This is a genomic window from Cupriavidus sp. AU9028 (genome assembly GCF_019795295.1).
Taxonomy (GTDB): Bacteria; Pseudomonadota; Gammaproteobacteria; order Burkholderiales; family Burkholderiaceae; genus Cupriavidus.
The window spans coordinates 39,934-60,145 of the sequence record NZ_JAIMCG010000022.1 but is presented as its reverse complement, the minus strand read 5'-3'; the positions used below and the strand labels follow the sequence as shown (position 1 = coordinate 60,145).

The window sequence follows — 20,212 nt, the reverse complement described above, 5'->3', positions numbered from 1 at the left end:
ACGGTTTCGGAAACGGCGGCGCTTACGGCGCGCAGCGCAGCTCGGGCTTGGCGGGCGCGGGGGTGGGGTCGGCCGGCGGCTGGGGCGTGACGACCGGTTCGTCGTCGTTGCCGCCGCAGGCGGCGAGGGCCACGGTCGTCAGGCAGACGACCAGCAGCGCCTTCGTCAGACTTGCTGTGTGCATGGGGACTGGGCTCGCGTTGGGGGTCGGGGACATTCCCCGCTGAAAAACCCCGCAAGGCTAAGCACCAGGCATGACGAGTGCGTGACGACGGCCGCCCGGAAGCGGCCGTTCAGGTGACTTAATGGTAACGAGATGTGACCGCGCGGCCGAGGCCGGAGCGCAAGCGACGACGGCTATTCGGTGACTTCGCGCGACTTCCACTTGCCGTCCGGCTGCTTGCAGAACCACGCCATCCATTGCTCGGAGGACGTGCCGCGGCGCAGCTGTCCGCGGATCTGCCGGCATTCCTGTCCCTTGTCGGTCTTGCTTCTGACGGGCGTCAGCGTCGCTTGCACCGGCTGTCCTTTCTCGCCGGCGGGCGACTGCCACCGTTGCGATGCCCCGTCTTCCGTCTTGACCAGCGTGCGGCCGACCGCGTCGGAGAACGACCGGGCCTGCACGGGGGTCAGTGTGCCGATGATGGTGGTCGACAGGTAGCTGTCGAAATAGGCGGCGGCAGGCGCGGGGAGGGCAAAGGCGGCCAGGGCAGGGAGCAGGGGCAGCGAGCGGCGAATCCTGTCGCCAGTACGGACCAGCAGGCGGTGCGGCATTGCAACTCCTTGGGCGGAAGCGGAAGGTGGCTTCGGAGTATTGTAGGAGGGCGTTGGCGCATGGGCTTGCGCTGCAGGCGCTCGCTGCCCTCTTTCCCCGGCCCCTCTTTCGCGCGGCGGAGAGGGGAGCAAACCTGAGCAAACCGGCCCTATAGCACTCGGCCGTGCCACCAAAGCGACAGCAGTGCGGCGAGCGTGGCGAGCAGCGCGCCCGCAGCCGCAAAGAAGGCGGTCACTTCGACCTGGTCCGGTTTGCCGAAGGCGAGACGCGCACGCAGCGCGCGATAGAGCTTCTTCAGCTCGGCCGCATCCTCCAGCCGGAAGTACTCCGCGCCGGTCGAATCGGCAACCTGCCGCAGCACCTGCTCGTCCAGCTTGACCCGCGACGACCAGCCATCGGCCGACAGCACCACGCCTTCCGGTGTGCCCACCCCAACCGTGTAGACGCGCACGCCATGCGTGGCCGCCAGCTGCGCCGCCTGCAGCGCCGTGGGCCCGGCGTTGCTTTCCCCGTCCGAGAACAGCACGATGGCACCCGCGCGGTACGAGCCGGGCGTTGCCGTCTCGCCGCTGTCCGGTACCGCGAGGCCGGGGGGCGGGCCCGCGTTCGGGTTCGGTTGCGAGCGCCGCTCGGGCGTCGATCCGGTATCGCTGTTCATCAGCCGCTCCGCCTCCACGGTGGTGTGGGGCAACAGCGCGGTCAGCGCGACCAGCATCCCGTTGCCAAGCGCGGTGCCGCCCTGGACCTGCAGGCGGTCGATCGCGGTGGCGACGTCTTCCTTGCTGCGCACCGGCGCCTGAGCCAGGGCGGCGGTACCGGCCATCGCCACCACGCCGGTGCTGACGCCCGAGGGCTGCGACTTGACCAGGATCTTGGCGGCCTCCTTGGCGGCCATGATGCGGCTGGGCTGCACGTCCTGCGCGCGCATGCTGCCGGACAGGTCGAGCACCAGGATCACCGTCTCGATGCGCGACGGGATCTTCAGCATGGCCTGCGGCCGGGCGATGGCGACGATCAGCGCGGTCAACGCCAGCCCCATCAGAACCGGCGGCACGTGCCTGCGCCAGCCGCTGCCGGCGCGGTTGGCCGGCCCCACGGTCTTCAGGGCCGGGTAACTGGCGGTGACCCGGCGACGACGCAGGTCCAGCCAGACGTAGCCGAACGCGAGCAACACCACGAGCGCGAGCAGCCACAGCATGGCGGGCCAGAGAAAGCCGAAGACGGGCAGGCGTTCGAGCGCTTCGGTCATGCTGCCCCCCTGGCCGGGTCGCGCCCGCCGCGGCGCCCGCGCCGCCGGCGCGTGAAGTCCAGCAGCGCGAGGTCCAGCCGCGCATCGGTGCGCAGCGTCAGGCAATCGACGCCGGCTTGCGCGAAGGCCTGCTGCAGACTGCTTTCCCGTGCCTGCGCGGCGGCGGCGAAGCGCTGCCTGAAGGCGCGGTCATGGGTGTCGACGACCATCTGCTCTCCCGTTTCCGCATCCTGCATCACGACCAGCCCGAGGTCGGGCAGCGCCTGCTCCAGGGGATCGACCAGCCGCACCGCGACGACTTCATGCCGGCGCGCCAGCAGCGCGAGCGAGGCTTCCCACCCGGGCTCGCTGATGAAATCGGAGACGACGAAGAGCACCGAGCGGCGCCGCGCCACCGCGCGGGCACGCTCGAGCAGGTCCCGCAAGCGTGTGCTGCCGGGCGAGGCGGCCGGTGTCGCGGTCATTCGCTGCAACAGATGCAGCATCTGGCGCCGTCCCGAACGGGCAGGTACCACCGATGCGGTGATGCCGCTTGCGCCGTTGTAGAGCAGCGCGCCGACGCGGTTGCCGTAGCGCGTCAGCAGCAGCGCCAGCACCGTGGTGAAGTCGCCGAGCAAGTCGCGCTTGCGCACGTCCCCGGAGCCGAAGTCGATCGATCCGCTCAGATCCAGCACGAACCACACGCTGACCTCCCGGTCCTCCTGGAACTCGCGCACGTGCGGCGTCTGCAGCCGCGCGGTGACGTTCCAGTCGATGTGCCGCACGTCATCGCCCGGGTTGTACTCGCGCAGGTCCGCCAGATCGAGCCCGAAGCCGCGGAACAGCGTGCGGTAATCACCCTGCAGCAGGCCGTCGAGCCGCCGCACCACTGTCCATTCGAGGCGGCGCAGCAGCGCGTCAGTGCGGCCCGTGGCCCCGGCAGGGGCGAGCGATGCCGCGCCCCCGGCCGCTGGCGGGGGCGGTTCGGCGGTGCCGCCGCCGTCGCGGCGCCTAGCGCGCAGCCGGCCGAACATGGGATTCCAGCGGACGTTCGGGCACCGGCAGCGCCTGCAGGATGCGGGCGATCAGCTGGTCCGGGTTGACGCCTTCGGACAGCGCCTCGTACGACAGCGCCAGCCGGTGGCGCAGCACATCGGGCACCAGGTCCGTGACATCCTCCGGCACCGCGTAGTGGCGCCCGCGCAGGTAGGCCAGCGCACGCGCCCCTTCGATCAGGCCGATGGTCGCGCGCGGACTGGCCCCAAACGCGACGAAACGGTCCAGCTCCGCCAGGCCGTAGTTGCCTGGCTTGCGCGTAGCGGCGACCACGCGCACCGCGTACTGGATCAGGCCCGGGTCCACATAGACGGCGCGGCACTCCTCCTGGAGCCCGGTCAGCTGCACCGGCGTGGCGATCGGGCGCACGCTGATGCGCGGCCCCGTCACCCGGTTGACGATCACGACTTCCTCTTCCTCGCTGGGATAGCCGACCAGCACCTTCATCATGAAGCGATCCACCTGCGCCTCGGGCAGCGGGTAGGTGCCTTCGGTCTCGATCGGATTTTGCGTCGCCATCACCAGGAAGGGCGTCGGCACCCGGTGCGTTTCGCCGGCGATCGTGATCTGCTTTTCCTGCATCACTTCGAGCAGTGCACTTTGCACCTTGGCGGGGGCGCGGTTGATCTCGTCGGCCAGCAGCAGATTGGCGAACACCGGTCCGAGCACGGTGGAGAATTCGCCGGTGCCCTGGTGGTACATGCGGGTGCCGATCAGGTCGGCGGGCAGCAGGTCGGGGGTGAACTGGATGCGCTTGAACGAGCCGCTCATGGTGCGCGCCAGGGTGTTGACCGTCAGCGTCTTGGCCAGGCCGGGCACTCCTTCGACCAGCAGGTGGCCGCCGGCAAGGATCGCCACCAGCACCCGCTCCAGAAAGTGATCCTGGCCGACCACCACGCGCTTGACCTCGTACAGCAGACGCTCCATCAGGGTGGCGCTTTCCGCTGCGCCGAAGGTTTGCTCGTTCATGTGCCTGTCGCCTTCAGAAGGGTGAAAAACCAAGGGAGCCGCCCACGCTTTCGATGGTGGTGGCAAAGCCGATGCCGACGAAGGTGCCGCTTTGGCTCGGATTGAGAATGGCGGTGACGATGCCGACCACTTCGCCGTTCATGTTGATCAGCGGGCCGCCGGAGTTGCCGGGATTGACCGCTGCGTCGAACTGGATCAGGCGGTCCAGGCTCTCGCGCGTATCAGGTGACACGAACTGGCGGTCCAGCCCGGAGACCACGCCGGCCGACACCGACGGGCCGATGCCGAAGGGAAAGCCGACCGCGACCACGTCCGCGCCGGGCGCCAGGTCGCGGCTCGATCCCAGCGTGGCGGGCGGCAGGTCGTCGGGGATGGAAGCGGGCTGCAGGATGGCCAGGTCCCGTTCGGGAATGGCCTGGACCATGACGGCTTGCGCGGTGTGGCCGTCGTGAAATCGCACTTCCAGCCGATGGGCGCCGGCCACGACATGATGGCTGGTGATGACCATGCCGCTTTCGGTGACCACCACGCCGGAGCCGATATGGCGTGCTTCGGCCAGTTCCGCATTGGCTTGCGCATCCTTGGCCGGACCGGACTGACGGGAGTCGGGCGGCTTGGCGGGTGGATGGCGGTCGCGTCGCGCGGCGGGTGGGGCGGGTGGGGCGGGTGCGCCGTCGGCCGCCTTCTCGATCGCCTCCTGCACGGCGGAGAAGCTGCGCACTTCGACGACCGACTCGCGGATGACCTCCGCGGCGCGTGCGGTCTGCGACGGCAAGGTCTTCGTGTGCAGCGTGTGCAGCACGGCGGAGTCGATGTCCTTCTGCGTCAGCGGGCGAGGTGGCGGTTGCAACAGCAACGCCGACGCTACCCCCAACGCGAAGATCAGCGCGATCGCTGCCGAAAGCCATGCATAGAACGTCACGCGTTTCATCTCAGCCTCCGAGCTCGCGTCCCGCCGTGGAAAATACAGTACCATCCTCTTAACCATGGGCCAAGGAGCAGAGCATGCAGTTTCTCTGGCCGCAATTGCTCTGGCTGCTGCTCGCGCTCCCACTGCTGGCAGCTGCTTACCTTTATGTGATCTCGCGGCGCAAGAAAACCGCGCTGCTCTACGGCAGTCTTGCCCTGCCTCGTGCTGCCTTGGGTCCGCGCCAGCGCCTCCGGAGGCATATTCCTCCCTTGCTGTTGCTGCTCGCGCTGGGGACCGCGCTGCTCGCCTGTGCGCGTCCAAGCGCGACCGTCACGCTGCCCAGCGATACGCTGACGCTGGTGCTGGCGATGGACGTCTCGCGCAGCATGGAAGCCACCGATGTCGAGCCCGACCGTCTGACCGCCGCGCAACAGGCCGCGCGCGACCTGATCGTCGATCTTCCGGCCAGTGTGCGCCTTGGGATCGTCTCCTTCGCCGGCACCGCGGCGGTGGTGCTGCCGCCGACCAGCAACCGGCGCGACATGCTGGACGCGCTGGACCGCTTGCATCTGCAGCGCGGCACCGCGACGGGCAGCGGACTGTTCCAGGCGCTTGCGGTGCTGTTCCCCGACGACGGCATCGACCTCGAGGCGATTCTTTTTCAGGACGACGCGGCACGCACCGAACTGCAGGGCAGGCCGCTGGACGAATCGGCCGCGCTGAACGGCGGCCGCAAGCGGCCCCAGGAGCGCCCGGCGGTCGAGCCGGGTTCCTACCGGCACGGCGCGGTGATCCTGCTCAGCGATGGGCGTCGTACCTCCGGGCCCGATCCGCTGGATGCCGCGCGCATGGCTGCCAAACGGGGCGTGCGGGTCTACTCGGTGGGGTTCGGTTCGCCGCAGGGTACCTACGGCACTGGCTCGCTGCTGTCCTACTACATGCAGCTGGACGAGCCCTCGCTGCGAGCGGTGGCGACGATGACCGGCGGCGAATACTTCCAGGCGGGATCGGCCGCCGACCTGAGCCAGGTCTATCGAAAGCTCAGCTCGCGCTTCGCGCTGGAGCGCAAGGAAACCGAACTGAGCGGCCTGTTCGCTGCGGCGTCGGTGCTGTTGCTGGTGGCGGCGTGTGCACTGTCGATGCTCTGGTTCCGCCGGTAGCGAGCGCCCGGAGCAATCGGGCTGCGCTGGACACGCGGAAGCATCGCATCATGTCGGGCCAGCCGGGAGGCCGGAGCCGGTTGCCGACGGGTTCATTGCCGGTTCACGACCGGTGCAGTCACCGGCCTGTGCCACGCGCGAGACCAGTTCCGTGACGTGCGGCAGCAGCGCCTCCAGCGGCGCGCCGGCGCCGGGTTCGATCCGCTCCAGGATCAGTTCGTGGATCGCGCCAACCACTGCCAGCGCCAGCGGGTAGGGCAGCTCGGCACCCGCGCCACGTACGGCCTGCTGGATGAAGGCGGCAATCTCCCGGTTCACCTCGCGCCGCACGGACAGGCCGGCGTCGCCGAGCGTCCAGATCTCGATCAGCAGGGTGCGCAGCAGCGTTGGATTGCCGCCAAGGTGACCCAGATAGGCCCGCAGCCCGTTTTCTACCTGTTCCCGCCAGGGCCGGCCCGGGGCGATCGCCTCGCGCAGCGCCTGCAGCGCCTGTCGGCTCGCCGCGGCGTAGAGCGCCAGCAGGCAGTCGCTTCTACCTTCGAAGTGCTCGTAGAAGGTGCGGCGCGACACGCCCGCCTCGCGCACGATGTCCGTGATGGTGAGGTCGGCATACGGCTTCGCTGACAAGGCCTGCGCCAACCCCTTCACCAGGCGGCGGTAATGCTCGTGCTGCACATCCGACAGCAGCGTATCCAGGGCGAAGTTCAGGTTGCTTTCGGGCATGGCGGATGGAGAAGGGGTGTGCAGCGGGCAGCGGACGTTTGGTACTTGACAGTACCAATTATGCCTATCAAACTTGGCGGCATGCTGGTACGGGCGCGTACCAAGCGGTTTCAAGCCCGGTTCCACGAGGAGACGCCAATGTCCGAACTGATCGTCCGCCGCCTGCTGGTCGACATGGAAGCGCCGATTGCGCGCCACTGGTGCGACGGCGATCCGTTTCGCACTGCGTTCCTCAACGCGCTGTCGATGAGCTTTCCAGTGGGCGAGCAGTTCTTTATCGATGCCGTGCGCGGCGGCTTCAAGGCGCTGCCGGAACAGGCGCAGCAACGGTTCCAGGCGCAGGTGCAGGGCTTCGTCGGGCAGGAGGCGACCCACCGCCGTCTGCACGGGCTCTACAACGACCACCTCGCGCAGCTGGGCATGGTCAATGGTTGGGCGCCGCGTTCCCAGGCGCGCCTGAAACAGCTGGAGGGCGCGGACCCGCGCCATCCGCTGGCGATCACGGCGGCCTACGAGCACTTCACCGCGATCTTCGCCACCTGGCTGCTGGAACATCCCGGCGTGCTGGGCAAGCAGGACCCGCGTCTGGCGACGCTATGGCTGTGGCACAGCGCCGAGGAAGCCGAGCACCGCACGGTGGCCTTCGACCTGTATCAGGCGCTGGACGGCTCGCACGAATGGCGCATCCGCTGGTTCCGCCGGGTCAGCTACGGCTTCCTGCTCGATGCCTTGCGGCAGACCCTCGATAATCTGCGTCGCGACGGCACGCTGTGGCAATGGCGTACCTGGGCGGGGGCGGGGCGTTTCCTGTTTGGCCGGGACGGGCTGATCCGCAACACCTTCGGCGCCTGGCGGGATTACTTCCGGCGCGATTTCCACCCGGCGCAGCACGATGCCTCCGCGTCGGCGGCGTGGCTGGAAGCCAACGAACGGCAGTATGTGCCGGTCGGGCGCCAGGTACCTGGCCAGACCGGTCTTGCTGCACAGCAGCATCGCGGGTAGAATGCGCGGCGTTTCAAGCCGAAAGACCCTGATCGGAGTTCTACCCGTGTAAGCCTCCTCCTCGCCGCGAGCTCTCCTGTTGTTCCCCTCTTTCTCGCGCGAGGCTGCACGTCCGATTTGTCGCGTCCTGTGGTCCCGCATCGTCAGCATCGGGATCGTCCTTTCGTTCCCTACGTCCAGGGACGCATCCCGTTTGTTCGCCGCCTTCCTCCTGGCGGCCTCCATCTGAAGCACCCATGATCAAATCCCTTCGCCAGGATTGGCTTTCCAATGTCCGCAACGATCTGCTCGCGGGCCTCGTCGTCGCGCTCGCGCTGATTCCGGAGGCCATTGCGTTTTCCATCATTGCGGGCGTCGACCCCAAGATCGGGCTCTACGCTTCCTTCAGCATGGCCACCGTGATCGCCTTCGCCGGTGGGCGGCCGGGCATGATCTCCGCCGCTACTGGCGCCATGGCCCTGGTGATGGTGACGCTGGTCAAGGAGCACGGGCTGCAGTACCTGCTTGCCGCTACGGTGCTGACGGGTGTCCTGCAGGTGGTCGCCGGCTGGCTGCGCCTCGGGGTGTTGATGCGCTTCGTCTCGCGCTCGGTGATCACCGGCTTCGTCAACGCATTGGCCATCCTGATCTTCATGGCCCAGTTGCCGGAGCTGACCAACGTCAGCTGGCATGTCTATGCCATGACGGCCGCCGGGCTGGCCATCATCTATCTGTTCCCCTATGTGACCCGCGCCGTGCCCTCGCCATTGGTGGCCATTGTCGTGCTGACGATTGTTGCGATCACCCTGGGCCTGGACATCCGTACCGTTGGCGACATGGGGCAGCTGCCGGACAGCCTGCCGGTCTTTCTGCTGCCCGACGTGCCGCTGAACCTGGAAACGCTGGCGATCATCTTCCCGTACTCGGCGACGCTGGCGGTGGTCGGCCTGCTCGAATCGATGATGACCGCCTCCATCGTCGACGACATGACCGACACCTCCAGCGACAAGAACCGGGAATGCGTGGGGCAGGGCGTGGCCAACGTCGTCACCGGTTTTCTCGGCGGCATGGCGGGCTGCGCGATGATCGGACAATCGGTCATCAATACCAAGTCGGGCGGACGTGGGCGACTGTCGACACTTGCCGCTGGCGTGCTGCTGCTGGTGATGGTGGTCTTCGCCGGCGACTGGGTCGCGCGCATTCCGATGGCCGCGCTGGTGGCCGTAATGATCATGGTGTCGATCGGCACCTTCAGCTGGTCGTCGATCCGCGATCTGCGCCATCATCCGAAGAGCTCCAGCGCGGTGATGCTGACCACGGTGGTGGTGGTCGTCGCCACGCACGACCTGGCGCGCGGCGTGCTCGCCGGCGTGCTGCTGTCGGGCGTCTTCTTCGCCCACAAGGTGGGGCAGATCCTGCGCGTCAGTTCCAGCATCGACGACGAAGCGGGCGTGCGCGTCTACACCGTCGCCGGCCAGGTGTTCTTTGCTTCCGCCGCGCGCTTTGCCAACGCGTTCGACTACAGGGAGGCCATCGGCACGGTGCGCATCGACGTGAGCCGTGCCCACTTCTGGGATATCACCGCGATCGGCGCGCTGGACAAGGTGGTGACCAGGTTCCGCCGTGCCGGCGCCGAGGTGGAGGTGATCGGGCTGAACGAGGCCAGCGCCACGATGGTGGACAAGTTCGGGGTCCACGACAAGGACGGCGCGCCGGACCTGCTGACGGGGCACTGACGCGGGGAGACCGTCCCGACGGCGCTACATCGACAGCATCTTGCGCAGCAGGAAGAGAAGGGCGACTCGCTCCGCCTCGTTCAGGTCGCCGAATGTGGCCTCCGTCACCGCCTTGGCGAAGGGGATGGTCTTGTCCACCAGGGCGAGACCCTTGCTCGTCATCCTGACGATCAGCTTTCTTCGGTCGTTCGGGTCGGCGGCAACGGCGAGGAAGCCGCGCGCTTTCAGGCGCTCGATGACGCCGCGAATGGTCGCCTGATCGATGGCCGTCGCCTTGACGATGTCATTGAGCGAGCAGCCTTCCATCTCCTTGACGGCGCACAGGGTGACGAACTGGGCGGCCGTCAGGTCGGAGTCGGGGATGGACTCCTGGAAGATCGCGACATGCCGCTGGTAGGCGCGCCGCAACAGATGGCCGATCTGATCGTGGAAATCGTAGACGTCGCCGGAAGCGGACATATGCAGCTTGCTGTCGGGGAAATGGGACAGTTTACCGCCTGACCGCCCATCGTGGCCGGGTTGCGCATCCGGCGGCCGCTGTGCGGGAGACGGCAGGCTCTCGCCCCCGCACGCGGCGCTGGCTGGGCCACTCAATCCAGTGCCCGGTTGCGCGATTCGACGTTCACCGCGGCAATGGCCACGGCGCCTGCCACCAGCATGCTGGAGATCATCACGATGGCGGTGGTGAAATGGGTGCTCATCACCGGGGCGATGATGGCGGGTGCGAACAGTCCGCCAAAGCGCGCGATGGCGCCCGCCGTGCCCATGCCGGTCGCTCGCAGGTCGGTTGGATAGACCTCCGGCGTGAAAGCGTACAGCGCTCCCCAGGTACCGAGCAGGGCGAAGCTCATCAGCAAGGTGGAACCGACGACCAGGGCCGGCGCGGTGCCGAGGCTGTACAGCAGGCAGCCCACCGCGCTCAGCAACAGGAAGCCGATCAGCGTCGGCTTGCGCCCCCAGCGCTCCACGCCATAGGCGGACAACGCGAAGCCGGGAAGCTGTACCAGCGCGAGGATGACCAGGAACACCTGTCCGCGCATGAACGAGAACCCCTCGCTGCTCAGCCTGATCGGCAGATAGACGAAGACGCCGTAGTAGGCAATGGAGATCAGCGCCCAGGCGGCGAGCAATGCAATGCTGCGCCGGCGATAGTCGGCCGAGAAGATGGCGAAGACGGACTTGTGCTCGAAGCGTTCTGCCTTCAATGGCGGGATGCCGACGGTCTTGCCGTTGGCAGCGGCCACGCGCTCGAGGACTTCGCGGGCCTTCTCCGACTTTCCGCTTCGATTCAGGAACATCGGCGATTCGGGAATATAGAACCGCAGCACCACGCCGATCAGCGCCGGCACGCCGGTGACGAAGAAGATCACTCGCCAGGCGTCGTCGCCGTAGGACGCCGCGACGAGCGCCAGCAGCGCCAGGCAGATCGTGCCGACAGCCCAGAACGATTCGAGCAGCACCAGCCACCGTCCCCGCCGGTCGCTGGGCAGGAACTCGGCCATCATGGTGTAGTCGACGGGCAGCGTGCCGCCGACGCCGACGCCGGTGAGGAAGCGCAGCGCGAGCAGCCAGACCAGTTCGGGTGCGAAGGCAGATGCCACACCGCACACCGCGTCGATCACCACCGCCATCATCAGCACGGGTCGCCTGCCGATGCGGTCGGCCAACCTGCCGAACACGAAGGCGCCGATCAGCATGCCGACGAAGAAGAAGGTGCCGGTCTGCAACGCCTGTGGCACGGTTACGCCGAAGGTCTTGGCGATCGATGGCGCGCTGAAGCCGATCGAAAGCACCTGCATCGCGTCGGCCAGCCAGACCAGCCCAAAGATCACGAACAGCCGATACTGGAACTTGCCGACACCGGCCGCTTGAATCCCCTGCTCGAGGGAAATCGGCGTCGATGACGGGGCGCGCTGGATGGGGGGCGTGTCCAGCGATGGCAGGACTTGAGCGATCGGGGGCGTTGACATAACCGAACTCCGCTTGGCAGGTCTAGGACAATGAATCGTGGCGTGACAACGGGTCTTGCGCCTTGTCGAAATCAACGCGCAAGCACGGGTGGTGGTGAGGCTGCATGCGACCTTGTGTCAGGTTCTTGTTCGCAGGATCCGTGCCATTGCGAATCCTCGATATAGTGTGTTCGCTGCGTTCTGCGCGTTGCTGCGAGCACCAGATCCGTTCATGGAAGAAGGACTGATGCCCTTGTTTGAGGCATCGAAACCGCTTTATGCACGGTTTTCGCCGCGACATCGACGTGCTGCTCCACTTCCATCGCGGGCGCGTCCTGTCAATCGATATTACAGCGTCTACGCTACAAATAAACCGAGCGTTAACCCTTTCGCCCGGACGCTGCCCACCACTGCGGCGCTAATGCGAAGCGGACTTGCGTATGCGGGCTACGGCTGCGTCAACCCCTTCCCATGCCGGCTCATCGGGGGCGAAGCGTGCGCGCAGGTAGTGCACGAGCTGGGTTACCTGCGCATCGTCCAGACTGTCGGCGAACCCCGGCATGTAGCCGATGCCGGCATGCGGGGGTGCGCTGACGCCATGCAGCACCGCCTGGATGACGTTGTCCGGCCGGACGCTGTGCAAGTTGGTGTTGAGCGCAAGCGACGGCTTGACACCGAACTGCGGCACTCCGGCATCGGCCTGGTGGCAAACCGCGCAGGCGGCCTGGTACAGCCGGTCCGTGCTCCCGGACAATCGGAGTGCGGCCGCGGCGCTGCGGGCCTCGACCTCCTCGACGCGCCTTTCCGGCACATCAGGGGAAGGGGGCGGACTCAGGGAGGCGACATAGTGCGCGATTGCCCGTACATCGTCTTCCGGCAGTTCCCGCAGGCTCTCCACGACCGGCGCCATCGGGCCCGCGGCTGCACCGTGTCGGGCGGCGAACCCGGTGCGCAGATAGTCGAACAGATCCTGCTCGGTCCACGGTACCGGTGCCCTCGACAGGGCCGTGAGCGCCGGCGCCTCCCAGCCTTCCGCCATGCCGCCGGTCAGATACGACTTGCCGCCGCGTTCGGCGCCCAGCGCGTTGCGTGGCGAGTGGCAGGCGCTGCAATGGCCCAGTCCTTCGACAAGATACGCACCGCGGTTCCACTGCGGCGAGCGCTGCGGATCGGGCTCGAAGGGGGCATTACGGTGAAACAGTGCATTCCAGCCTGCCAGCAGCGGCCGGAGGTTGAACGGGAATGCCAGCGCGGTCTGGGGCGGCCGCGACATTACCGGCTCGGCCGCCATCAGGTAGGCATAGAGCGCCTGCATGTCGGCATCGCTGACCTTGGCGAAGGCGGTGAAGGGAAACGCCGGATAGAGCCGGCGCCCATCCCGATGGATGCCTTCGCGCATGGCCCGCTCGAATGCGGGGTACGACCAGTTCCCGATACCCGTGTCGGGGTCGGGCGTGATATTGGTGCTGTAGACCGTACCGAACGGCGTTTCCAGCGCAAGGCCGCCGGCATTGCGGGCGCCGCCCGGTGCGGTATGGCAGACGGCGCAGTCGCCGGCGGCCGCCACCAGACGGCCGCGTTCGATGGTGGCCGCCGAATAGAAACCGGGTTCCAGCGGTGCGACCGGCGCGATCGGTGCGCGCCACGGCATCAGGGTCGCGCAAAGCCCCGCCAGCGCGGTCAGCGGGGCGAGGGCTGCCACCCAGCGGCGCCGCCGGGGCTTGATAGTGGCGGGGTCCGCTTGGTCTGCCGCGCGTGCGGGCGCGGCACCCAGCGCTTCGCGTAGCCGTCCTGCGCTGAACGGCGGCTCGCGCAGGCGGATGCCGGTGGCATCGTAGATCGCATTGGCGACGGCCGCGGCAGCGGGTAGCGTGACAGCTGGCCCGCCGGCAAGCGCGCCGACGATGTCGACCTGCGACGGCGTGGCGAGCGCCCGCTGGGAGGACACCGGTTGTAGTGCATGGGTGTCCGGAGCCGGCCCGCCGTCGCCCCAGTCGTCGTAATGCCCGCCAGCGGCGGTCAGGCGCCGTGTCATCGCGACCACCTCGTCGGACAGGGGCGGCGCAGGGCGTACGGCTGCGCCCATGTCTTCCCGGTCATGACCGACCGTGACCCGGGTGATGCTGATGTCGCCGGTGCGGCTGTCCACCTCGACATCGGCGACCCAGGCGGACCAGGTGCGGGCAGGGCTGCCGTTCTCGATGTCCAGCACGCTGGCGTAGGCGAAGCCACGGCCGCGTCGAACACCTCGGCCGGGCTCTGCATGGCTCTTCAGCGGGCCTTCCCACGCCGCTTGCGCAGCGACGCGATCGATCAGCGCGGCGCCTTTCGCGTCGTCAAGCCAGCGCTTGCGCAGGGCGACCGGGTCCATGTCCGAGCGTGCCGCCAGTTCGTCCAGATGCGACTCGTGCGCGAAGACATGGCCGCGCGCCGCGATCTCGGGCGGGATCTGGTCTGGGCCGGATACCGCCACGTCGAGATGGTCGACGGCGTAAGGCGGTACCAGGGTTGCACCGATGTCGGGCACGTCTGCATACGGCGTGGCGGTACCGGTTTCGTCCAGCGCAAACGGCACGCGCGTTGCGGGGCTTGCCGCTGTCGCAATACGATAGACCGGCTCCGGTGCGATGGCGGCACTGACTTCCAGGGTCAGGCGCGGGCGGGGGTCGCCCAGGTCCGCGGCATCGACCGTCGTGCGGACGCACCGGCCCGTCGCCTGCGCGATCAGCGCGGCATCGGCGGCCGCCTGTCGAGCGCACAGCGCGTCATGCTCGCCGGGGGGCACGCTGTCGGCAACGATGACGATGGATTCCTGGCAGATCTTCAGCAGTGCGGCCAGCTCGAGCCGCAATGCGGCAGGCTGGTTACAGGCAACCCACAGGTGCAGCTCGCCATCGCGCCAGTCGGCGATCGCGCTGCCACAGGCGTTGGCGCGCAGGCTGGTCAACGGCCAGCGGTAGACCGTGTCCACCCGGTGGGGGTTGTCCTGCAGTGCTTCTGTCGCGTTGCCGTGCCCGGCGCGCGCAACAGGAGGCGCGGCGGGCGCCGGCGCCCGAGACCCACTCTCCCATTGCGGCCGCAGCGCGACCAGCGCTTGTGCCAGCTGCTGCGGCTGCGCTGCAACTACCGCAAGAAAATTGCCTCTGACGACGACGTCGACCACGCCCTCGCATGCACGGGCAGCCTCGGCATCGAAGCGAAGCAGCCGTGCCATGCCGGTGCCGGGTCGAACCGCCTTGCCGATCAGCGTGCTGGCCGGTACGCCAAACGGAGGCCGTTGCAGCGGGGCGTTCATGACGCGCTATCGAAGCGATCGGCACCATCGGCGCTGCCGGCCCCGACCGCTTCCCGTTGCAGCACCGCGGCGCGCTGCACGGCGCGCAGGATCTCGACATGGGTGCCGCAGCGACAGAGATTGAAACGCAGCGCCTCGCGGATCTGCGCTTCGGATGGGGCGGGATTTGCCGCTAGCAGGGCCTTGGTGCTGAGGATCATGCCGTTCAGGCAATAGCCGCATTGCGCCGCCTGTTCGTCGATGAAAGCCTGCTGCACGGGGTCCAGCGCCTCGCGGGTGCCCAGTCCTTCCAGGGTCGTCACCGCTCTGCCGACGGCGGCGGCCGTCGGCACGATGCACGAGCGTGCTGCCACGCCGTCGATCAGGACCGTGCAGGCGCCGCACTGGCCCAGCCCGCAGCCGTACTTCGGACCGTTGCAGGCCAGATCATTGCGCAGGATGTACAGCAACGGTGTTGCCGGGTCGACGCTGAGGACATGCGTCTGCCGGTTTACACGCAACACGAGGGAGCGGGGCGTGGCCATCCGGAGTCTTGGGGCGTTGGTGGCAGATCGAGGCGGGCGCCGCCTGTCCCTTGCGGGATCTGCGCGGCGCCGCGACGGTGCGGGCAGGTCAGGCCATGGTGGCGACCGGGCGCGCGACGGGGTCGCGCAGGGGCACCGAGAACGCATCATAGCCGAAGCACCAATCCGGATTCTCGTTGGTGCGCAGCCAGGTGTTGTCATGCGAGACCTTCTGCACCTTGCTCGCTCGCTCGGCCCGATTGGCCTCATACAGCGAGAAGGTATAGCCGTGGTCCTGCAGGCCGGCCTCGACAAAGCAGCGGGTCAGGATCGCCGCGTCCTCGATCGCCATGGCAGCGCCCTGGGCCATGTGTGGCTTCATTGGATGACAGGCGTCGCCCAGCAAGACCAGGCGGCCGCGGCTCCAGAGCGGCAACGGGTCCCGTTCCAGCAACGGCCACTTGGTCACCTCGACCGTGCCCTCGATCAGTGACTGCACGCCCTGGTGCCAGCCATCGAACGCCTCGCGCATCTCCTCGATGCTGCTGGGCACCCAGCTCTTGCTCATGTCCCAATCCGCCTCCGGCACGCCGGTGACGTAGTAGATTTCGTCGAGCTTGCTGGTATCGAAATAGACCATCATGTGGCGATCGTCGGACCACCACTTGGTGCAACGGTCATGGGTGTAGCCCTTGACCCGGGAAATCGGAAATACCGCACGGTGCGCCACGTAGCCAGTGTACTTGGGCGGCTCCGCCCCCAGCAGGTGTTCGCGGATGCGTGAGTTGACACCGTCCGCGCCGATGACGATATCGGCTTCCTCGACAGTGCCGTCGGCGAAGGACAGCTTCACTACATCGCCCAGGTCCTGCACGCTCTCCAGCTTCTTGTTGAAGACCAGTTTTGCGGGGTCGACCGCAGCGGTCATCAGCGCATGAAAGTCGCCGCGGTGGACGGTGAGGTAGCTAGCCCCATAGTGGGACAGCGCGTAGTCGCCCAACGGGATCTGCGCGACCACTTCCCCCGTCTTCCAGTCGCGGCTGTACCAGTAGTCGGGGTGGCAGCCCATGGCGTTCATCGCATCCTCGATACCGATGCGCCGCAGGATCTTCATCACATTGGGTCCGACATGGATGCCGGCGCCAAGCCGGGAGAAGCCCGGAGCCTGCTCATACAGCTTCACGTTGAATCCTGCGCGCTGGAGCAGGGCGGCTGCCGCCGTCCCGCCCAGACCCGCTCCGATCACTGCAATCCGGGTATTGCCTCGCACGAATATTCTCCTGGCTAAGGTCCACAAGGTTGAAACGAGTGTACACACCAGAAAAATACAGGTAAAGGCAAATTCGGGATGACTGCTGGAAAACCCCTAGTTCCGACCGCCATCGCCCACAAGGTGCCCCGCAAGAGCGCATAAGCGCACGGTTTTCGCCCATCCTTGCACTGCTTTCGGGCGCATTGGATGGGGTGAGATCGCGGTTGCCAATATGCAATGTGTACACTAGACTTTTCCGAAAGACGCGCAAGCCGCGCCTGACATGTCCCGCGCTCTGGCGGGGGGTAGACAACGAAACAGACCACGGAGTCATACGTGCAAAGAACCTTCCGGATTGGCCAGATCGTGCCGAGCTCCAACACCACGATGGAAACCGAGATCCCCGCCATGCTGACCGCACGCCAGCTGGTGCGCCCCGAGCGGTTCACCTTTCACTCCAGCCGCATGCGCATGAAGACCGTCAGGAAGGAAGAGCTGGCGGCGATGGACGGCGAGTCCGACCGTTGCGCGCTGGAGCTGAGCGACGCGCGTGTCGACGTGCTCGGCTACGCTTGCCTGGTGGCCATCATGTCGATGGGTCGCGGCTACCATCGGATGTCGGAGCAGCGGCTGAAGTCGCGCACCGAGGAGAACGGCGGCACTGCACCGGTGGTGACCAGCGCGGGCGCGCTGGTGGAAGCGTTGAAGGTAATCGGCGCCAGGCGCATTGCCTTGGTTGCGCCCTATATGAAGCCGCTGACGGAAACCGTGGTGGACTACATCCAGCATGAGGGCTTCGAGGTGGTGGAGTGGCGGGCGTTGGAGATTCCGGACAACCTGGAAGTGGGACGCCACGATCCGCAGCGACTGCCCGGCATCGTGGCGCAGATGAACACGAAGGACGTGGATGCCGTCGTGCTGTCGGCCTGTGTGCAGATGCCGTCGTTGCCCGTGGTGGCGAAGGTCGAGGCGATGACCGGCAAGCCGGTGATCACCGCGGCGATCGCCACCACCTACGCCTTGCTCAAGGCGCTGGACCTGGAAGCGGTGGTGCCGGGCGGCGGCACGCTGCTGTCCGGTGCCTATTGAGTGGAGCCGGCCATGTCTACGTTCATCCATGGGGGCAACGTTCACGCCAACGGGATCCGGCAACATTACCTGCGCTATGGCGGCGCCGGCGGCGGGCGTGACGCGCGCGATGCCGTGATCATCGTGCCGGGCATCACCAGTCCGGCCATTACCTGGGGTTTCGTCGGCGAGCAGTTCGGCAAGCAGTTCGATACCTGGGTCCTCGACGTGCGCGGCCGCGGCCTGTCATCGGCCGGCGAGGGGCTGGATTACGGCCTCGATGCGCAAGCCGCTGACGTGATTGCGTTTGCGCAGGCCGTGGGCCTCGCGCGCTACCAGATCGTCGGCCATTCGATGGGCGCCCGCATCGGCATCCGTGCCGCCCGCAGCCGTCCCCCCGGCCTCAGCCGGCTGGTCATGGTGGACCCGCCGGTGTCGGGGCCGGGGCGGCGTGCCTATCCGGCCCAGCTGCCCTGGTATGTCGATTCCATCCGGCTCGCCAGCCAGGGCACGGACGCCGAGGGAATGCGCCAGTACTGTCCGACTTGGACGGAGGCGCACCGGCAATTGCGCGCCGAGTGGCTGCATACCTGCGACGAGCGCGCGGTGCTCGCCAGCTTCGAGGGATTTCATACCGACGATATCCACGCCGACCTGCCGGCCATCGACGTGCCGACGCTGCTGATCACCGCCGCCCGGGGCGATGTGGTGCTGGCGGCCGATGTCGAGGAAATGCGCCGCTTGCGGCCGGGATTGCTGGAGGTGCGAGTGCCCGACGCCGGACACATGATCCCGTGGGACAACGAAGCCGGCTTCTATGCTGCTTTCGGCGACTTCCTCGGCGCGCCGCTTGCCAACTGATCACACTATCGAAGGAGCGGAGCATGGCTGTTAGCGATCACGACCTGACCTGCGCGTGGAAGCAGGTCCTCGCGCTGTCCAAACTGCAACCCGGCCAGACGGTGACGGTGCTGACGGGCGCGGACACGCATCCGCAGACGCTGCGCACAGCGCTGGTTGCCGCCGCATCGATGGGCGCCATCGTCAACCGGCTGGACCTGCCCCCGGTGAATGGCGAGAAGGCGCTGAGCCGCGATTCACTGGCCTATCTGGGCACCACGCCGCTGACCGGCAATCCGGCCGCGCTGGCTGCGCTCAAGGCCAGCGACCTGGTGCTGGACCTGATGACGCTGTTGTTCTCGCCCGAGCAGCACGAGATCCTGTCGACCGGAACGAAGATCCTGCTTGCTGTGGAGCCGCCCGAGGTCCTTGCGCGGCTGGTGCCGACGGAAGCGGACCGCACGCGGGTCAAGGCCGCCACTGCGCGCCTGTCGCGGGCGCGTTCGATGCATATCACCTCGGATGCGGGCACGGATCTGCATTGCGCGCTGGGCGAATTTCCCGCCATCAGCGAATACGGCTTTGTTGACGAGCCCGGCCGCTGGGACCACTGGCCCAGCGGCTTCGTGCTGACCTGGCCCAACGAGGGCGGAAGCAACGGCCATCTGGTGCTCGATCGCGGCGCGATTCTTCTGCCGATGAAGTCCTATGTCCGCGAGCCGATCCACGTCACCGTGAAGAACGGGTACGTCACCGCCATCGAGGGCGGGCTCGAGGCGGAATTGCTGGCCGATTACATGGCCTCGTTCAACGATCCCGAGTCGTATGCCATGTCGCATATCGGCTGGGGGCTGCAGCCGCGCGCGCGCTGGTCCACCCTCGCCATGTACGACCGCGAGGCCACCATCGGCATGGATGCCCGTGCGTACGAAGGCAACTTCCTGTGCTCGTTCGGTCCGAACAACGAAGCCGGCGGCAGCCGCACCACCGCCTGCCATATCGACATCCCGGTGCGCAACTGCACCGTGCGCCTGGACGGCGAAGTGGTGGTCGCGGCCGGGAAGGTGATGGACAACGCGGCGATCCACGAAGAGGAGGTAACCCATGTCTGAGCGCGCCCGCGACGAGGTGCAAACCTACCTGCGCCAGGGCTTTGGCACGGCGATGGAACTGAAAGCGCCCTATGGCCTGCTGATCATCGACTTCGTCAACGGTTTTGCCGACCCGGCCGTGTTCGGCGGCGGCAATATCTCCGAGGCAATCGCCAATACCGGGCCGCTGCTGGCGACCGCGCGCGCGTTGGGCTGGCCGGTGGCGCACAGCCGCATCGTCTTCGCCGACGATGACGGCGACCACAATATCTTCACGCTGAAGGTGCCGGGCATGCTGACGCTGAAGGAAGACGGCGCGGCCAGTCAAATCGTGCCGTCGCTGGCCCCGGTGCCCGGCGAACTGGTGGTACGCAAGACAGTGCCATCGGCGTTCTTTGGCACGTCGCTTGCGCCATGGCTCACGCAGCGCGGCGTTCAGACCTTGCTGGTGGCGGGCTGCGTTACCAGCGGCTGCGTGCGCGCCAGTGTGGTCGATGCCATGTCGTGGGGCTTTCGCCCGCTGGTGGTGTCCGACTGCGTAGGCGATCGCGCGATCGGGCCGCATGAGGCGAACCTGTTCGACATGCAGCAGAAGTATGCGATGGTGATGCCGCGCGATGCCGCGCTGGAGGCCATCGGAGCGGCGACCGTGGCGACCGCGTAGCCGCAAGGGGCG

19 protein-coding genes are annotated in these 20,212 nt (G+C 67.3%); 7 read left to right on the top strand and 12 right to left on the bottom strand.

The window, feature by feature from the left end:
• Positions 1-22: 22 nt before the first annotated feature.
• The 6 genes from K6V06_RS19265 to K6V06_RS19240 all read right to left on the bottom strand — a co-directional run bounded on the left by K6V06_RS19265 (position 23) and on the right by K6V06_RS19240 (position 4,959).
• Complete coding sequence (locus tag K6V06_RS19265; RefSeq protein ID WP_222245744.1) at positions 23-184, bottom strand: hypothetical protein; 162 nt, start codon at positions 182-184, stop codon at positions 23-25.
• Positions 185-357: 173 nt separating this feature from the next.
• Positions 358-774 carry a hypothetical protein gene (locus tag K6V06_RS19260; protein WP_222245743.1) on the bottom strand — a complete coding sequence of 139 codons (417 nt, stop codon included), beginning with the start codon at positions 772-774 and terminating at the stop codon, positions 358-360.
• A gap of 149 nt (positions 775-923) precedes the next feature.
• Positions 924-2,024 (bottom strand): VWA domain-containing protein, encoded by a 1,101-nt coding sequence (locus K6V06_RS19255; RefSeq protein WP_222245742.1) that lies wholly within the window; start codon positions 2,022-2,024, stop codon positions 924-926.
• Positions 2,021-3,037, bottom strand: coding sequence for a DUF58 domain-containing protein (locus tag K6V06_RS19250; protein ID WP_222245741.1), 1,017 nt, complete (start codon positions 3,035-3,037; stop codon positions 2,021-2,023). The genes K6V06_RS19255 and K6V06_RS19250 overlap by 4 nt, the downstream gene beginning before the upstream one ends.
• Positions 3,015-4,028 (bottom strand): MoxR family ATPase, encoded by a 1,014-nt coding sequence (locus K6V06_RS19245; protein ID WP_222245740.1) that lies wholly within the window; start codon positions 4,026-4,028, stop codon positions 3,015-3,017. Before K6V06_RS19245 ends, K6V06_RS19250 begins: the two co-directional genes overlap by 23 nt.
• A 13-nt stretch (positions 4,029-4,041) precedes the next feature.
• Positions 4,042-4,959, bottom strand: coding sequence for a S1C family serine protease (locus K6V06_RS19240; RefSeq protein ID WP_222245739.1), 918 nt, complete (start codon positions 4,957-4,959; stop codon positions 4,042-4,044).
• A 74-nt stretch (positions 4,960-5,033) separates the two neighbouring features.
• Here K6V06_RS19240 and K6V06_RS19235 point away from each other — a divergent pair, with 74 nt between their 5' ends.
• Entirely contained in the window at positions 5,034-6,098 is a 1,065-nt protein-coding gene (locus K6V06_RS19235) for a VWA domain-containing protein (protein WP_222245738.1), read from the top strand.
• 48 nt (positions 6,099-6,146) lie between these two features.
• On the opposite strand, the gene K6V06_RS19230 is transcribed toward K6V06_RS19235, so the two are convergent.
• Positions 6,147-6,821, bottom strand: coding sequence for a TetR/AcrR family transcriptional regulator (locus K6V06_RS19230; protein WP_222245737.1), 675 nt, complete (start codon positions 6,819-6,821; stop codon positions 6,147-6,149).
• A 138-nt stretch (positions 6,822-6,959) separates the two neighbouring features.
• Here K6V06_RS19230 and K6V06_RS19225 point away from each other — a divergent pair, with 138 nt between their 5' ends.
• Together K6V06_RS19225 and K6V06_RS19220 are read left to right on the top strand one after the other, a co-directional pair.
• Positions 6,960-7,823: a metal-dependent hydrolase gene (locus tag K6V06_RS19225; RefSeq protein WP_222245736.1), complete on the top strand. Its 864-nt coding sequence runs from the start codon at positions 6,960-6,962 to the stop codon at positions 7,821-7,823.
• Positions 7,824-8,059: 236 nt separating this feature from the next.
• Positions 8,060-9,538, top strand: a complete 1,479-nt coding sequence (locus K6V06_RS19220; protein WP_222245735.1) for a SulP family inorganic anion transporter — start codon at positions 8,060-8,062, stop codon at positions 9,536-9,538.
• A gap of 24 nt (positions 9,539-9,562) precedes the next feature.
• Here K6V06_RS19220 and K6V06_RS19215 read toward each other — a convergent pair whose 3' ends face one another.
• The 5 genes from K6V06_RS19215 to K6V06_RS19195 all read right to left on the bottom strand — a co-directional run bounded on the left by K6V06_RS19215 (position 9,563) and on the right by K6V06_RS19195 (position 16,555).
• Entirely contained in the window at positions 9,563-9,997 is a 435-nt protein-coding gene (locus K6V06_RS19215) for a MarR family winged helix-turn-helix transcriptional regulator (protein WP_222245734.1), read from the bottom strand.
• Positions 9,998-10,128: 131 nt separating this feature from the next.
• Positions 10,129-11,508, bottom strand: a complete 1,380-nt coding sequence (locus tag K6V06_RS19210) for an MFS transporter (protein WP_222245733.1) — start codon at positions 11,506-11,508, stop codon at positions 10,129-10,131.
• 397 nt (positions 11,509-11,905) lie between these two features.
• A complete protein-coding gene (locus K6V06_RS19205) occupies positions 11,906-14,782 on the bottom strand; it encodes a cytochrome c (RefSeq protein WP_222245732.1) in 2,877 nt (958 codons plus the stop codon).
• Positions 14,779-15,306: a (2Fe-2S)-binding protein gene (locus tag K6V06_RS19200; protein ID WP_222245731.1), complete on the bottom strand. Its 528-nt coding sequence runs from the start codon at positions 15,304-15,306 to the stop codon at positions 14,779-14,781. Before K6V06_RS19200 ends, K6V06_RS19205 begins: the two co-directional genes overlap by 4 nt.
• Before the next feature lie 88 nt (positions 15,307-15,394).
• Complete coding sequence (locus tag K6V06_RS19195) at positions 15,395-16,555, bottom strand: FAD-dependent monooxygenase (protein ID WP_222245730.1); 1,161 nt, start codon at positions 16,553-16,555, stop codon at positions 15,395-15,397.
• Positions 16,556-16,924: 369 nt separating this feature from the next.
• On the opposite strand from K6V06_RS19195, the gene K6V06_RS19190 reads away from it, so the two are divergent.
• The 4 genes from K6V06_RS19190 to K6V06_RS19175 are packed head-to-tail and all read left to right on the top strand — an operon-like array spanning position 16,925 to position 20,200.
• The gene (locus K6V06_RS19190; protein WP_222245754.1) at positions 16,925-17,626 is read left to right on the top strand and encodes an Asp/Glu racemase; all 702 of its coding nucleotides are present in this window, start codon (positions 16,925-16,927) and stop codon (positions 17,624-17,626) included.
• 12 nt (positions 17,627-17,638) lie between these two features.
• Positions 17,639-18,466 carry an alpha/beta fold hydrolase gene (locus tag K6V06_RS19185; RefSeq protein WP_222245729.1) on the top strand — a complete coding sequence of 276 codons (828 nt, stop codon included), beginning with the start codon at positions 17,639-17,641 and terminating at the stop codon, positions 18,464-18,466.
• 23 nt (positions 18,467-18,489) lie between these two features.
• Positions 18,490-19,557: a 2,5-dihydroxypyridine 5,6-dioxygenase gene (locus K6V06_RS19180; RefSeq protein WP_222245728.1), complete on the top strand. Its 1,068-nt coding sequence runs from the start codon at positions 18,490-18,492 to the stop codon at positions 19,555-19,557.
• Positions 19,550-20,200, top strand: coding sequence for an N-carbamoylsarcosine amidohydrolase (locus K6V06_RS19175; protein WP_222245727.1), 651 nt, complete (start codon positions 19,550-19,552; stop codon positions 20,198-20,200). The genes K6V06_RS19180 and K6V06_RS19175 overlap by 8 nt, the downstream gene beginning before the upstream one ends.
• The last annotated feature ends 12 nt before the right edge of the window (positions 20,201-20,212 follow it).